Genomic DNA, 12267 nt, shown 5'->3' with positions numbered 1-12267 from the left:
GGACTGCGCAATAAGCTTACCAATTTCTTAATAAACCCTGCCGCGGATTGTCGGGTTGTTTAGGGTTGAACCATAAACCGAAACGCGTATGAACACACTAATCGCGGTCGCTTTCGACCAGAAAAACGAAGCCGCTGAGGTCCTGAACCGCCTGGGGCAGCTCCAGCGCGATTATCTGCTTGATCTGGAAGATGCCGTCGTCGTGACCCGCGACGAAGAAGGCAAAGTGAAGATCAAACAGTCGGTCGATCTGACGGCCGGCGGGGCGCTGTACGGTGGCCTGTGGGGATCGCTCATCGGCCTGATCTTCGCCGGTCCGCTGGGTATGCTGCTGGCGGGTGGAACCAGCGCGGCCCTGGGAGCCATCGCCGGTTCGCTCAATGACTACGGCATCGACGATGATTTCATCAAAGACCTGGGCAATCAGCTCCAGCCTAATACGTCGGCCTTGTTCATTCTGCTGCGTAATGCGGTAGAAGACAAGGTGCTGGACGAACTAAAAGACGTACGGGGTAAAATCCTGCGCACTTCCCTGTCGAAAGAAGCGGAGGATCGCCTTGCCCGTGTTCTGAGCGGCCCAACCGCCACCGTCGACAATCCAGCGCCGACGATGGCGCAGTAACTGCAAGTACCTGCAAAAAGCCGACGGAAGCCGCTATCAAAAGCGACTGTACCGTCGGCTTTTCTACTCAGGGTGGTGCAACGGATTCAATTTCCCGTGCATCTTTACGTTGTCACGAACATCTGCCGCTCCATGAAGCTCCACCCTGTCTTTCTTTTCCTAAGCGTATTGTCTCTGCCGGTTCAGGCCCAACTGACTCCCCGTCAGATTGATCCGGTGATTACCCGCATCATGGATAGTGCCAACGTACCGGGACTGTCGATCGCCATCATTCGGGATGGGAAACTGGCCTATAGCAAGGGGTATGGGCTCACCAAAGCTGATTCGACGCAGCGGGTAACCTCGACGACCATCTTTGATGCGGCCTCCCTGAGCAAGCCGGTATTTGCCTACGCGGTCCTGCAACTGGTCGAAGCCGGGCGGATTGCGCTGGATAAGCCGCTTTATGAATACCTACCTTACCCGGACGTAGCAACCGACGAACGGTATAAACGCATTACGGCCCGGATGGTGCTGAGCCACAGGAGCGGCTTTCCGAACTGGCGTCGGAACCGGCAGTCGAAGGAATTAACCATTGCCTTTAATCCGGGCGAACGGTTCGGCTACTCGGGTGAGGGTTTTGTGTATTTGCAGAAAGTAGTTGAATCGATTACGGGGAAAGCCTTGAACGACCTGATGATGGAGCGGGTCTTCAGGCCGTTACAGATGACCAACAGCAGCTACGTCTGGCAACCTGCGTTTGACGCCAACTTTGCCCATCCGCACAACAATTTCGGTCAGCCGGAAGCTAAAGGTAAACCTACCAGGGCCAACACCGCCTACTCGCTGCAAACCACCGCCGATGACTACGCCAAATTCATCCTGGCTATTCTGAACGGGAAAGGGCTCAAAGCAACAACCATCGACCAGATGCTGACTCCGCAAAGCCGCCTGCCGAAGCAATTTGGCGGGAAGGATACGTTGTCTACTGGTTTGTATTGGGGGCTGGGGTTTGGGCTGGAGCAAACCCTAACGGGCGATTATTTCTGGCACTGGGGCGACAATGGTACGTTCAAGGGGTACGTCACAGCCAGCCGGAAGGATAAAAGCGCAGTCGTGTATTTCGCCAACGGCTATAACGGCCTGGGACTGATCGGGGCGATGGTCAATCGGTTTGTGGGGGGCGAACACCCGGCCGTAGCATTCCTCGGTTACAACGCCTACGACGATAAACACAGTCTGTTTGCGCGCTATGTGCTGGACAAAGGCGTATCGGCGGCTATAAAGCCGTATCTCGATGGCAACGGAAAATCGACACTGAACGAGGACAAACTAGGCTGGGTCGGCGATCAACTGATGTACATGGGACGCCCAGCCGACGCTCTGGACGTGTTTCGATATAATCTGGAGGCTTATCCAACTTCGGCCAATGCCCTGACCAATTACGCCTACGCGAACCTGTATAACGGCAACCCCTCCGAAGCCATTACGTATTTTCGCAAAGCGTTGGAACAGAAGCCCGACAACGACCGTATCAGCAAGATCGTTGCCCAACTGACCGCAACCCCGGCTAGTCAGGGAGGGACCAGACTGGTGCTGGCGGGCTACCCAAAGGCGAAACTGGTAACGGTGGCCGGCAGCTTCAACGACTGGGATGATCTGCATACCTTCCTGACCAGGAAAGGGGATGTCTGGGAATGTTACCTGGATGCTAAACCCGGCTCGTATACCTACAAATTCGTCGTTGACGGCAAATGGATCACCGATCCGGCCAACCCTACAACGCAGACGGACGAATCCGGCAATGTCAACTCGCTGCTGACGGTGAAGTAAGTCGTTATTCCACCAGTCTCGACGCTCTGTCGGCCAGCCAGCGCATCCGATACGCGTTCATGGCCGTTATGCCCAGTTGATTAACGAGCCGGTAGTTGACCACCAACCCTACGGCCGCACCGATACCGGGAATCAACTGCGCCATTTTAGCCAGGTCAATGTAGTCGCGGTATTCCTGCTGGAACGTCAGCCAGTCGAACTGGTTGATGTCTTCGGGGAGTTGGCGACTGTGTTTGGCCCAGTCGGCCATGTGCCGGTACACTTCCTGTCGCCGTTCCTGGCTGGAAAAAGCCAGTTGGAAGATGTAGAGAATGAACAACCGTTCGCGGTAATCGCTGACGGAATAACCGTAGAGAGCCGCGATTTCAAACAGCATCTTCATCTTCAGACTCAGCAGCAGCGGAAAATCCGCCAGCCCCCACCAGAGGCCCCCCGCGCCGGTAGCGCCCCCTTCGGCCGCCCCTACTTTCTTGTAAAAATTAATCCGCTCCACCACGGTGGCCTCGCGCTGGGGGAGTGTCAGCCCTTCGACGGGTGGTTTGGTCAGATAGCCTGCACCAAACAGAACCCCGCGGGTCATCTGCTTAATGGCGTTGGTAATCAGTTGATGTATCTTATCCGGAATGAGCCGGTTAAGCCGGGTTTGCAAGGATTTTGACAACCGGTTTGCCGTCGAAGGGGGCTTTTGCATCTGGTGCTGCCAGCGGCTCAACTCCTGCTGAACAGACGTTTCGTACGGTGACATAGCGAAATTTTAATGTAAAATATTCCTGATAACAGAATTATAATTCAATCTATAGCGTTAGATTAGTAACTCCCAAAAAAAAATATTGAAAACCCAACCCCGAGCTTATGAAAAAAGCCGTGCTATTGCTTTGTGCCCTATTCAGCTTCGCCCGTGTTGGCAACTCCTCACACACCCCCGCCGTTTCTGATCGTATTGTTAACGTAAATAAGGCTGCAACGTATCTTCAGGTATATGACGAATTAAACCTGGGAAGCTCTGGTTTACGGAAAGAAATTTTTGATTATGCTCTGCGTGGCTGGCAAAAAATGGCGTCGGCCAAGCCTATTGTCTCGATTGTGGACCTGAGCCAGCCGTCTAACAAAAAGCGGTTGTACGTTATCGATCTGCTGAACCGTAAATTGCTTTTCCAAACGTACGTGTCGCACGGACGTAACTCCGGCGATCTGGTAGCCAGCCGGTTTTCCAACATTACGTCGTCGTTTCAGTCGAGCCTGGGCTTCTACCAGACATTGAAAACCTACAACGGGAAGCATGGCCTGTCGCTGCAATTGAAGGGGCTGGAGAAAGGCTTCAACGACAAGGCCTATGACCGCAACATTGTGTTGCACGGGGCCGATTACGTCTGCGAGGATTTTATCCGCCGGACAGGCCGACTGGGCCGCAGCCAGGGCTGCCCGGCGGTTCCATACGCGCTGAGTAAGTCAATCATTCAGGCAGTGAAAGACGGCTCCTGCCTATTTGTGTACTCACCCAACGCCGAGTACCTGAAGCGCTCGACTTACCTGTCCAACGCGTAGATGTCCTTGTAGAACCGAAGCTGGCCGGTAGCATCAACATCGGCGGTGTTGTAAGCAATGAACACCGGAAACGGCTTCGGTATCTTTAGTGTCTGTGGCTTCTGATCAATCAGGCAGCGATCCATAAACCCTTTGTCGAACTTGGCTTCACCCAGCACGAAGTTGGCCAGCTCGACCGGCTTCTGTACCCGCACACAACCGTGACTCCGCCACCGGTCTTTTGTCAGCGTAAACAGATCGCGACCATTGGTGTCGTGTAGATAAATGGCCAGCGGGTTCTCCAGATCGAACTTGATCAGCCCCAGGGCGTTCTCGCAGCCGGATGCCTGCCGGATGCGGTACGGAAAGTTGGTTTCCGACAGCGACTCCCAGTCTACCTCTTCCGGGTCCACTTCTTTACCCCGCTCATCGAGCACCTGTAAATTCTGGGAATACAGGTAATCCAGATTCTTGCGAATGCGAGGCAGCATTTCGTTAATGGCGATGTTCTTCGGAACGTTCCAGTACGGGTAGGCTACAATGTCCTTGATGTAGGTCGTCATGCAGGGCGTTTTTTTGTCGGGCTTCCCTACAATCGCGTGCATCGCCATCAGGCTTTTTCCGGCGCGGTCATAGACGTTCAGCTCGGCGGCCGGGATATTGACCAGTACGAACCGATCCATGTTGAAGCGGTTCAGGTAGCGATAAAAGTTGAGTGTTTGCCGTAGGAGCCGCAGCGAGTCGGCAACAGCGGGATTACTGCCCGACTGCCCGCGTAGTCGCTGGTAGTGAGCAATCAGTTTGGCGTATGGCCCGAACGAAGAAGAGCCTTTGGCCAGTTGAACCACCTGATCGGGCTGGTACGGCTGCGATTCTGTCCACGATGAGTCTACCTTTTCGGACAAGCCCGCGAACGTAATGCGCGATGGCTTCTTGCCATACCGGATCTCCATCAGGAGCCGTTTTGTTTTGTCTTCAACTTCATCGAAGGTAGCGGTGGGTGCTGCCACGAACCGCGCCGTATCGATGCCAATGCCATCGGCAAACGTCCGTAACTGACCCAGGGCAAGCTGGGCTTCCTGTACTTTAGCTGCGGCTTCTTCCTGGCGCTTTCGTTCCGCCTGATTGTCGAGAAATTCGCGGCCGACAAAAAACAAGAGTACCAACCCCGCTACAACAGCGACGCCAATCCAGATTCGTCTATTATTCATAAGTCGTTGAGTGTTGTATTTTTAAAACGCCAGAAACATTCTATGATCTAACGTTATTCATAATAACACGTAATCCTTCCGATAAGTTATAGCCTCTCTGTATGAAAGCAGCGGTCTTTAACGCCTATGGTCTGAGTAGTGTTTTGCGTATTGAGGATGTGCCCATTCACCAGCCTATGCCGCATCAGGTGCTGATTCGCGTTCATGCCGCCGGTATTAACCCCAGCGACTGGGGTATCCGCAAGGACAGCTTCGAGGGCGGGCATGTAAAAGGCAAACTGGTAATCGAAATCCCCTGAGCAAAAAAAGAGGGACTCAGCCCTGGCCAAGTCCCTCACATAACATCACGAACTAACTTATGAACCGCCGTAGGCAGGCTTGTCGAGGTCGGGCTTGCCGTCGCGGTTACGATTAGGGTGCATTTCGCGGACGTTCGCGCCCAGGTCATCGCCGTCCATATACTCGTCTTCCAGCTCGTCGGATGGTGCTCCACCCATAGGAACCATGTCGTCCGGTAGCTGGTCTATATTATCGGCCCGGTCGCCGAGACCAGCGGGCGAAATAGCCTGCTTGGCGCGGATTTGATCTTCCTTGTCGGGATCCTGATTTTCCATAACGTTTGTGGTTTACAAATTGGGTTTATCGACTTATGCCGTATAAGCCTTAACTGTCCTGTACTAGTATTGTTTGCTGCTATGCTTAGTAGAATAATCCTGCATCCAGCTCACAAACTGAACCTGCGGTCAATTGCACTGACCATCCGGATTGACTCAATCGGAATGCTGTTGAAGCGGGAGAAGGGGTAGTGAGGCCCTTCTTATTCACCTGTTCATTTTGTCAAATCGTTACGCTTGCGATCACGCTGGCCAGGAACCCGGCGGATCTGGCGCAGCGGTACGTCAAGAACCTCGATACGTTCGGCCGGAACTACATCGATAACAAATGTCTGCAATAAGCAGGGCGTTTCGTTTTTGTTGCTCTCACCCCCGGCCTCTCCCTGCGAGGGGCCGGGGGTGAGGGCAACATAACGTCAGAGCTAGTTAGCCGGTGCCAGAACGGTATCGATGGAATGGATTACGCCGTTGGTAGCCTCAATGTCGGCCTGGTTAACCGTGGCCGTATTGCCGGCTGCATCGGAAATGGTGACTGTTTCACCCTGTTTGCTGACCGTCAGAGTTTTGCCCGTTACGGTCTTTAACTTCTGACCGTCCTGTAAATCCTCGGCGCTGTACTTACCTTTCACGACGTGGCCGGCCAGCAGATTGACCAGCTTCTTTTTAGCTGCGGGCTTCATCAGTTCATCCAACGTACCGCTGGGTAGTTTGCCAAAGGCATCGTTCGTGGGCGCAAAGACTGTGTAAGGTCCTTTGCCGGCTGCCTGGTCGGTCAGGCCCGACACCCGCAGTGCCCGGAACAGGATGGTGTGATCAGCCGATTTAGCCGCACTGATAGCCAGGTCCTTGCCGGTTGAACCGCCCGGTTTCATGCCGCTCTCCGACATACTCCCCATGCTGGTGGTACCAGTAGAGTCTGAACGGCTCATGGTGTTTTGAGACTGGGCCAGGGCGCCGGCGTTAATGCCTACGAACATGGCCAGGGCGAGCGCCCATGAAAGATTTGATCTGTTTCGCATAACGCGGATCGTTTGGTGAAAGAATGGTAATGCTCAAGGCCCGGTAGGCCGATGAGCAGTGAGGATTGACCCCAACTTGTTGATTGAACGGTGGGTCTGTGGGTAATGTTTTATGGAGGGCCGGGATATGAGCGAACGAACGGGTTTGCAGGCGATGCCTGATTCGTCGTTGGGTTGTTCAAAAGACAGTTCTCATTCGATCACTTTTTTAGGAAATTCCGTTGCCCGACGGTTTTATTTCTTTCTTTTGAAAAACATTAGGTAAGCTGAATAGATCATGCAAATCACAAAACACAAGGTAGCCGGTATTCACTATACCCTTCGGGATAGCAACGGTAACGTGCTGGATTCGAGCGAGGGCCGTACACCGCTCTACTACCTGCACGGCGAGGGAAACCTGATTCCGGGCATGGAAGAAGGACTGGAAGGAAAATCAGAAGGCGATAAACTTCATCTGGATGTGGACCCGGAGAAAGGCTACGGACGGCGCGACCCGCAACTGATCGGCGAGGTGCCCCGCAATGCGTTCGGTAACCAGCAGGTTGAGGTTGGTATGCAGTTCGAAGCGAATCATGGCCAGGTCATTACGGTCACACAAGTAGGTCCCGACACCGTAACGGTAGACGGTAACCATCCGCTGGCCGATCAGAGCCTTCATTTTGATGTGGAAGTGGTGGAGGTGCGTAACGCCACGCCTGAAGAAATCGCCCACGGACACGTACATGGTCCGGGGGGGCATCACCACTAGTCGGTCTACGGTTCCAGGTTTCATGCGTCAAGTCAAAACGTTATACACGAAACCTGGAACCGAAACCCGTTTTATTTTGATAGAACGCCCTTCGCAATCAGGTACGGAATAATCAGCCAGAGCAGACCTTTGATCAGGAAGAACAGGAAACCCAGCCAGCCAACCCGCTTGATCCATAATTTAAATCGCTCGTTCATTGGTACGTCGTAGTTTGTGGGTGCAGGCTCCAGACCCGCTGATTAGTAGTTGTCCTTAATAACCGTCTGTTTGTCTGTTTAGTGCGCGACGACGTTTTCAGAGGGGGCTGTTGAGCAAAAATAGCAGGAGCCGCGCCGGTAGCAACATCTTCCTGCCGTTTACGAAAACAATATCATGTAGTTCTGAACGTCTGTTTAGATTTGGTTACCCTTAACCACCAGTCTACTCATGCGTTCAAGTAAAACTCCGTTGCTTCAATTTGTGCGGCAGGCGTTTCGGCTGGCCGTCACTGCCAATCAGCCTCACTCGGCTCCTGCCGACGAACTCATCGATCAATGGCACGAGCACCTCGTCAACCGGCGTCGGGAAGCTAATCTACGCAGCCGTCGGGACTTTCTGCGTACGTCCGGCCAACTGGCCATGCTGACGGGTGGCCTCGGCCTGATCAACGCCTGTAGCCCCGAAACCGATATTCAGCCCGGACAACCGGGAACGCGGGGCCGTGGTGCCCGCCTGCTGAACCAGCCCCGACTGGCAATTATTGGGGCCGGTATTGCAGGACTAAATGCAGCCCATACGCTGTCGAAAAGCGGTTTCGATAACTTCACAATCTACGAAGGCGCAACCCGTACCGGTGGCCGTATGTTCAGTGTCAACGGTCTTATGGGGCCCGGGTTGACGACTGAACTGGGGGGCGAATTCATCGACAGTACCCACGAGGACATGCTGAATCTGGTCACGGAGTTTGGGCTGACGCTGCTTGATACGCAGGCGCCTTCCGAACTGGCCCTGATCAAGGACGCCTATTTCTTCAACGGCCGTCACTACACGTTGGCCGAGGTTGTAGCTGCCTTTCAGGCGATTGCTCCGCAGATTCAGCAGGATATCGACAGCCTGCCCGATGATATCAGCTACGGTTCAACCGACCCAACGGCTGTTCGGCTCGACCGGACGTCGATTTCGGCTTACCTCTCGTCCATTGGCGCAACCGGCTGGTTGAAAGAACTGCTCGAAGTTGCCTACGAAACCGAATTCGGCCGCTCCTGCAATGACCAGTCGTCGCTGAATTTCCTGACGCTGATCTCGACCGATACGTCGGGTGGCAAGTTCGATATCTTCGGGGAGAGCGACGAGCGGTATAAAATTGCTGGCGGAAACCAGCAGGTGACCAACCGTCTGACCGAATTATACCAGAGTCATATTCAAACGGGCCGGGTGCTGCGGGCTATCAACCAGCGCGGTTCGCAGATCGAACTCGTATTTGACGGGGGTAGCCCTGTACGAGCGGATCTGGTGCTCATCACGGTGCCGTTCAGTGTGCTGCGGCAGATGGATATCAACGTAAAGATGCCGGCGGTGAAGCGGCAGGCCATTCAACAGCTCGGCTATGGCACCAACGCCAAACTGCTGCTGGGCTTCCAGAGCCGTCCGTGGCGGACACTGGGTTATACGGGCTACGTGTTCAGTGATAACGGGTTGCAGAGCGGATGGGACAATACGCAGCTTCAGTCCGGTACGCGGGGTGGCTTTACGGTGTATACCGGCGGGCTGACGGGCGTGAACCTGGGTAACGGCAGCCTCGACTACCAGGCATCGCGCTACCTGCCTAAACTGAATCAGATTTTCCCCGGCTCGGCCGCGCAGTACAACGGAATCGTACAGCGAATGCACTGGCCAACGTACCCATTCGTCAAAGCCAGCTACGCCTGCTACCGGGTTGGGCAGTGGACGAGCATCGGTGGGGCTGAGGGTGAGCCGCTGGAGCAGCTATTCTTTGCCGGTGAACATTGTAGCGGAGACTACCAGGGGTATATGAACGGCGGGGCTGAAACGGGTCGGGTAGCTGCCGAGCAGATTCTGGAACGCGTTATGGTATAAATAACCTGTAGCCCTTAGGGAATATGGCCGTGCAGCAATAGTCTTCCTGATTACCTTTGCTGCACGGCTTTGTTTTGACCCCTATGCGCCTACGTCAGCTTCTTCTCGTTGCTCCTCTGCTGGTTGTTCTTTCCTGCCAGCGCCCCCCTCAGCAATCAACTACCCAGGCTACCGCGTCAACGGCCTACTTCCCGGCTAAAGGCGATGCCTGGCAGCGCAAAACTCCCAATGAGGTGGGCATGGATGCCGCTCTGCTGGAACAGGCTGTGGCATTTGCTAACGCAACGGAGACAAAGCAGATGCCCCGCGATTTTTCGACGCAGGAGGAAATCTTCGGAAAGCTGCTGGGGCCGATTCCCAACGACCGGGCCGCTACCAACGGCATCGTTTTGCGGCACGGCTATATCGTGGCCGAGTGGGGCGAAACCCAGCGGGCTGATCCGACGTATAGCGTTGCCAAAAGCGTTCTATCAACCATTCTGGGCATTACCGTTGATCGCGGTATGATCAAAGATGTACGTGACCCGGTCGTGAACTACATTACTGATGGGGGCTATGATTCTCCGCACAACCGCAAAATTACCTGGGAACACCACGCCCGGCAAACCAGCGAATGGGAGGGCGAGATGTGGGGCAAGAAATGGGATTTTATCGGTAAGGAAGCGTTTGGCCGGGGCGAACGGCCTCCGCGTGAACTGAAAGAGCCTGGTACGTACTACGAATACAACGACGTACGGATCAACCGGCTGGCCCTGTCGCTGCTGCGCCTGTGGAAAAAACCGCTGCCTGACGTATTCCGCGACGAAATTATGAACCCTATCGGAGCCTCAGCTACGTGGCAGTACATTCCCTACCCGAACGCTTATGCCGATATTGACGGCAAGCGGATGCCCTCGGTGAGTGGCGGAACGCGCTGGGGCGGTGGCTTGTGGATCAATTCCCGCGACGAAGCCCGGTTCGGGTACCTGATTCTGCGCAACGGTCGCTGGGGAAACAAACAGATTGTGTCTGACGGCTGGCTGAAGCAGGCCGTTACGCGTGGTTCGGTCGGCCCTGATTACGGGTACCTCTGGTGGCTCAATACCGAGAGAAAGGCCTGGCCCGATGCGCCAGCTACGAGTTTTGCCGCTATTGGTGCCGGTTCCAATATTATCTGGATCGACCCCGAACACGACATCGTGGTTGTCTGGCGGTGGCACGATGGTAATCCCAACGAACTTTTCAAACGAGTGCTGGCCGCAGTGAAACAGTAGTCGGTACCACGGCCGATAGCTCAACAATCAGTTGCTTTTTGGGGTTGTTACCCGGAGGCCGACCAATCCAGTCGGTACGAAAATATGCGTCTACTGTTGTTGCTGGTCGTTGGAGTAATTGGTTCTGGATACGTTGGGGCGCAGACCCCGGGCGAGGTCACCTATCCGTATCCGGTGCAGTATCTGTCGCTCACGATTGAGTCGCAGCCGGTTCAGATGGCGTACATGGACGTGAAGCCCGCCCGACCCAATGGCCAGACGGCGTTGCTGCTGCACGGCAAAAATTTCAACGGGTTTTACTGGGCCAACGTCGTCCGGTGGCTGAGCGACAGGGGCTACCGCGTGGTAGTGCCTGATCAGGTCGGTTGGGGAAAGTCCTCACACCCGAATATTCACTACAGCTTCCATCTCCTGGCCGACAACACCCGTCAGTTGCTGGATAAACTTAAGATTGACCGCGTGGTGGTGCTAGCGCACTCGATGGGCGGGATGCTGGGTACGCGGTTCACGCTCATGTTTCCGGATCGGGTCAGTCGGTTGGTGCTGGAAAACCCGATTGGTCTGGAAGATTACAAGACCTTCGTGCCCTATCAATCGATTGATGCGCAGTACAAAAAAGAGGTCAAAGCGACGTACGAGTCGTATAAGCAGTACCAGCAGACGTACTACCCCGTCTGGAAACCGGAATACGAAGCCTTGGTGAAAGCGCAGGCCAGCGATCTGGATAAGCCTAACTTTGAGGAGATAGCCTGGGCAAACGCGCTGACGTACCAGATGATTTATGAACAGCCCGTTGTGTATGAGTTCGACCGCATCCGCGTACCGACGCTGCTGATTATTGGCCAGGAAGACCGGACCGTTGTCGGAAAGGCGTTGTTGCCCAAAGATCAGCAGGCGAAATACGGGCAGTATCCAGAACTGGGTAAACAAACGGCCAGGCGCATCCAACAGAGTAAACTGGTCGAACTGCCGGGTGTTGGGCACATTCCGCATATTCAGACGCCGGAACTATATGTTAAGGCGCTGAGTGAGTTCTTGCCTTAAATCAATTACCAACCATGCTCACCTGGGACGAATTTGAAAAAGTAGATATGCGCGTCGGGACCATCATTGACGTCAACGATTTTCCCAAAGCCCGCAATCCGGCCTATCAGCTTACGATCGATTTTGGCGAAATAGGCATTAAACGTAGCTCGGCGCAGATCACGCGGCTATACAGCAAAGAGCAATTGCTTGGACAACAGGTGATTGCGGTCGTTAACTTTCCACCGAAACAGATTGCTAACTTTCAATCTGAATGTCTGGTGCTAGGGGCCGTCGGCGACAACAAAGAGATAACGCTGCTGCAACCCGAACGCCCCGCCAAAAACGGGCTGCGAATTGCCTGA

15 protein-coding genes are annotated in these 12267 nt (G+C 54.5%); 9 read left to right on the top strand and 6 right to left on the bottom strand.

Features of this window, described 5'->3' with window-relative positions; all coding sequences use genetic code 11:
* The first annotated feature begins 88 nt into the window (after positions 1-88).
* Positions 89-622 (top strand): DUF1269 domain-containing protein, encoded by a 534-nt coding sequence (locus BN8_RS19235; protein ID WP_009283598.1) that lies wholly within the window; start codon positions 89-91, stop codon positions 620-622.
* 132 nt (positions 623-754) lie between these two features.
* The gene (locus tag BN8_RS32175) at positions 755-2434 is read left to right on the top strand and encodes a serine hydrolase (RefSeq protein ID WP_009283597.1); all 1680 of its coding nucleotides are present in this window, start codon (positions 755-757) and stop codon (positions 2432-2434) included.
* 4 nt (positions 2435-2438) lie between these two features.
* Here the strand turns inward: BN8_RS32175 and BN8_RS19225 are convergent, their stop codons facing one another.
* On the bottom strand, positions 2439-3179 hold the full coding sequence (locus tag BN8_RS19225; RefSeq protein ID WP_009283596.1) for an EcsC family protein: 741 nt from the start codon (positions 3177-3179) through the stop codon (positions 2439-2441).
* A 107-nt stretch (positions 3180-3286) separates the two neighbouring features.
* Here BN8_RS19225 and BN8_RS19220 point away from each other — a divergent pair, with 107 nt between their 5' ends.
* Positions 3287-3979, top strand: coding sequence for a murein L,D-transpeptidase catalytic domain family protein (locus tag BN8_RS19220; protein WP_009283595.1), 693 nt, complete (start codon positions 3287-3289; stop codon positions 3977-3979).
* Here the strand turns inward: BN8_RS19220 and BN8_RS19215 are convergent.
* A complete protein-coding gene (locus BN8_RS19215) occupies positions 3961-5169 on the bottom strand; it encodes a L,D-transpeptidase family protein (protein ID WP_009283594.1) in 1209 nt (402 codons plus the stop codon). The two genes, BN8_RS19220 and BN8_RS19215, sit on opposite strands and share 19 nt — an antisense overlap.
* 101 nt (positions 5170-5270) lie before the next feature.
* On the opposite strand from BN8_RS19215, the gene BN8_RS19210 reads away from it, so the two are divergent.
* Positions 5271-5468 (top strand): alcohol dehydrogenase catalytic domain-containing protein, encoded by a 198-nt coding sequence (locus BN8_RS19210; RefSeq protein ID WP_009283593.1) that lies wholly within the window; start codon positions 5271-5273, stop codon positions 5466-5468.
* A 57-nt stretch (positions 5469-5525) separates the two neighbouring features.
* Here the strand turns inward: BN8_RS19210 and BN8_RS19205 are convergent, their stop codons facing one another.
* From BN8_RS19205 to BN8_RS19200, 3 genes are all read right to left on the bottom strand, one after another.
* Positions 5526-5783: a hypothetical protein gene (locus BN8_RS19205; RefSeq protein ID WP_009283592.1), complete on the bottom strand. Its 258-nt coding sequence runs from the start codon at positions 5781-5783 to the stop codon at positions 5526-5528.
* Between the two features lie 215 nt (positions 5784-5998).
* Entirely contained in the window at positions 5999-6121 is a 123-nt protein-coding gene (locus tag BN8_RS33775; RefSeq protein WP_262493850.1) for a hypothetical protein, read from the bottom strand.
* An 84-nt stretch (positions 6122-6205) separates the two neighbouring features.
* Complete coding sequence (locus BN8_RS19200; protein ID WP_009283590.1) at positions 6206-6802, bottom strand: fasciclin domain-containing protein; 597 nt, start codon at positions 6800-6802, stop codon at positions 6206-6208.
* 277 nt (positions 6803-7079) lie between these two features.
* On the opposite strand from BN8_RS19200, the gene BN8_RS19195 reads away from it, so the two are divergent.
* Positions 7080-7550 carry an FKBP-type peptidyl-prolyl cis-trans isomerase gene (locus BN8_RS19195; RefSeq protein WP_009283589.1) on the top strand — a complete coding sequence of 157 codons (471 nt, stop codon included), beginning with the start codon at positions 7080-7082 and terminating at the stop codon, positions 7548-7550.
* Positions 7551-7621: 71 nt separating this feature from the next.
* Here BN8_RS19195 and BN8_RS33770 read toward each other — a convergent pair whose 3' ends face one another.
* A complete protein-coding gene (locus BN8_RS33770) occupies positions 7622-7747 on the bottom strand; it encodes a hypothetical protein (protein WP_009283588.1) in 126 nt (41 codons plus the stop codon).
* A gap of 229 nt (positions 7748-7976) precedes the next feature.
* Here BN8_RS33770 and BN8_RS19190 point away from each other — a divergent pair, with 229 nt between their 5' ends.
* From BN8_RS19190 to BN8_RS19175, 4 genes are all read left to right on the top strand, one after another.
* Positions 7977-9626 carry a flavin monoamine oxidase family protein gene (locus BN8_RS19190; protein ID WP_009283587.1) on the top strand — a complete coding sequence of 550 codons (1650 nt, stop codon included), beginning with the start codon at positions 7977-7979 and terminating at the stop codon, positions 9624-9626.
* 83 nt (positions 9627-9709) lie between these two features.
* Positions 9710-10879, top strand: a complete 1170-nt coding sequence (locus BN8_RS19185; RefSeq protein ID WP_009283586.1) for a serine hydrolase domain-containing protein — start codon at positions 9710-9712, stop codon at positions 10877-10879.
* An 84-nt stretch (positions 10880-10963) separates the two neighbouring features.
* On the top strand, positions 10964-11923 hold the full coding sequence (locus BN8_RS19180) for an alpha/beta fold hydrolase (protein ID WP_009283585.1): 960 nt from the start codon (positions 10964-10966) through the stop codon (positions 11921-11923).
* A gap of 14 nt (positions 11924-11937) precedes the next feature.
* The gene (locus tag BN8_RS19175) at positions 11938-12267 is read left to right on the top strand and encodes a tRNA-binding protein (protein ID WP_009283584.1); all 330 of its coding nucleotides are present in this window, start codon (positions 11938-11940) and stop codon (positions 12265-12267) included.

Source organism: Fibrisoma limi BUZ 3, from assembly GCF_000296815.2.
GTDB classification, from domain to species: Bacteria; Bacteroidota; Bacteroidia; order Cytophagales; family Spirosomataceae; genus Fibrisoma; species Fibrisoma limi.
The sequence above is the reverse complement of the archived record's forward strand: the minus strand, read 5'-3'. Positions and strand labels throughout refer to the sequence as shown.

Coding starts and splice junctions, on each gene's coding strand:
- BN8_RS19190 (WP_009283587.1), top strand. CDS start 7,977: ATGCGTTCAAGTAAAACTCCGTTGCTTCAATTTGTGCGGCAGGCGTTT.
- BN8_RS19235 (WP_009283598.1), top strand. CDS start 89: ATGAACACACTAATCGCGGTCGCTTTCGACCAGAAAAACGAAGCCGCT.
- BN8_RS19220 (WP_009283595.1), top strand. CDS start 3,287: ATGAAAAAAGCCGTGCTATTGCTTTGTGCCCTATTCAGCTTCGCCCGT.
- BN8_RS19195 (WP_009283589.1), top strand. CDS start 7,080: ATGCAAATCACAAAACACAAGGTAGCCGGTATTCACTATACCCTTCGG.
- BN8_RS19175 (WP_009283584.1), top strand. CDS start 11,938: ATGCTCACCTGGGACGAATTTGAAAAAGTAGATATGCGCGTCGGGACC.
- BN8_RS19205 (WP_009283592.1), bottom strand. CDS start 5,783: ATGGAAAATCAGGATCCCGACAAGGAAGATCAAATCCGCGCCAAGCAG.
- BN8_RS19180 (WP_009283585.1), top strand. CDS start 10,964: ATGCGTCTACTGTTGTTGCTGGTCGTTGGAGTAATTGGTTCTGGATAC.
- BN8_RS32175 (WP_009283597.1), top strand. CDS start 755: ATGAAGCTCCACCCTGTCTTTCTTTTCCTAAGCGTATTGTCTCTGCCG.
- BN8_RS19215 (WP_009283594.1), bottom strand. CDS start 5,169: ATGAATAATAGACGAATCTGGATTGGCGTCGCTGTTGTAGCGGGGTTG.
- BN8_RS19200 (WP_009283590.1), bottom strand. CDS start 6,802: ATGCGAAACAGATCAAATCTTTCATGGGCGCTCGCCCTGGCCATGTTC.
- BN8_RS19210 (WP_009283593.1), top strand. CDS start 5,271: ATGAAAGCAGCGGTCTTTAACGCCTATGGTCTGAGTAGTGTTTTGCGT.
- BN8_RS19225 (WP_009283596.1), bottom strand. CDS start 3,179: ATGTCACCGTACGAAACGTCTGTTCAGCAGGAGTTGAGCCGCTGGCAG.
- BN8_RS33770 (WP_009283588.1), bottom strand. CDS start 7,747: ATGAACGAGCGATTTAAATTATGGATCAAGCGGGTTGGCTGGCTGGGT.
- BN8_RS19185 (WP_009283586.1), top strand. CDS start 9,710: ATGCGCCTACGTCAGCTTCTTCTCGTTGCTCCTCTGCTGGTTGTTCTT.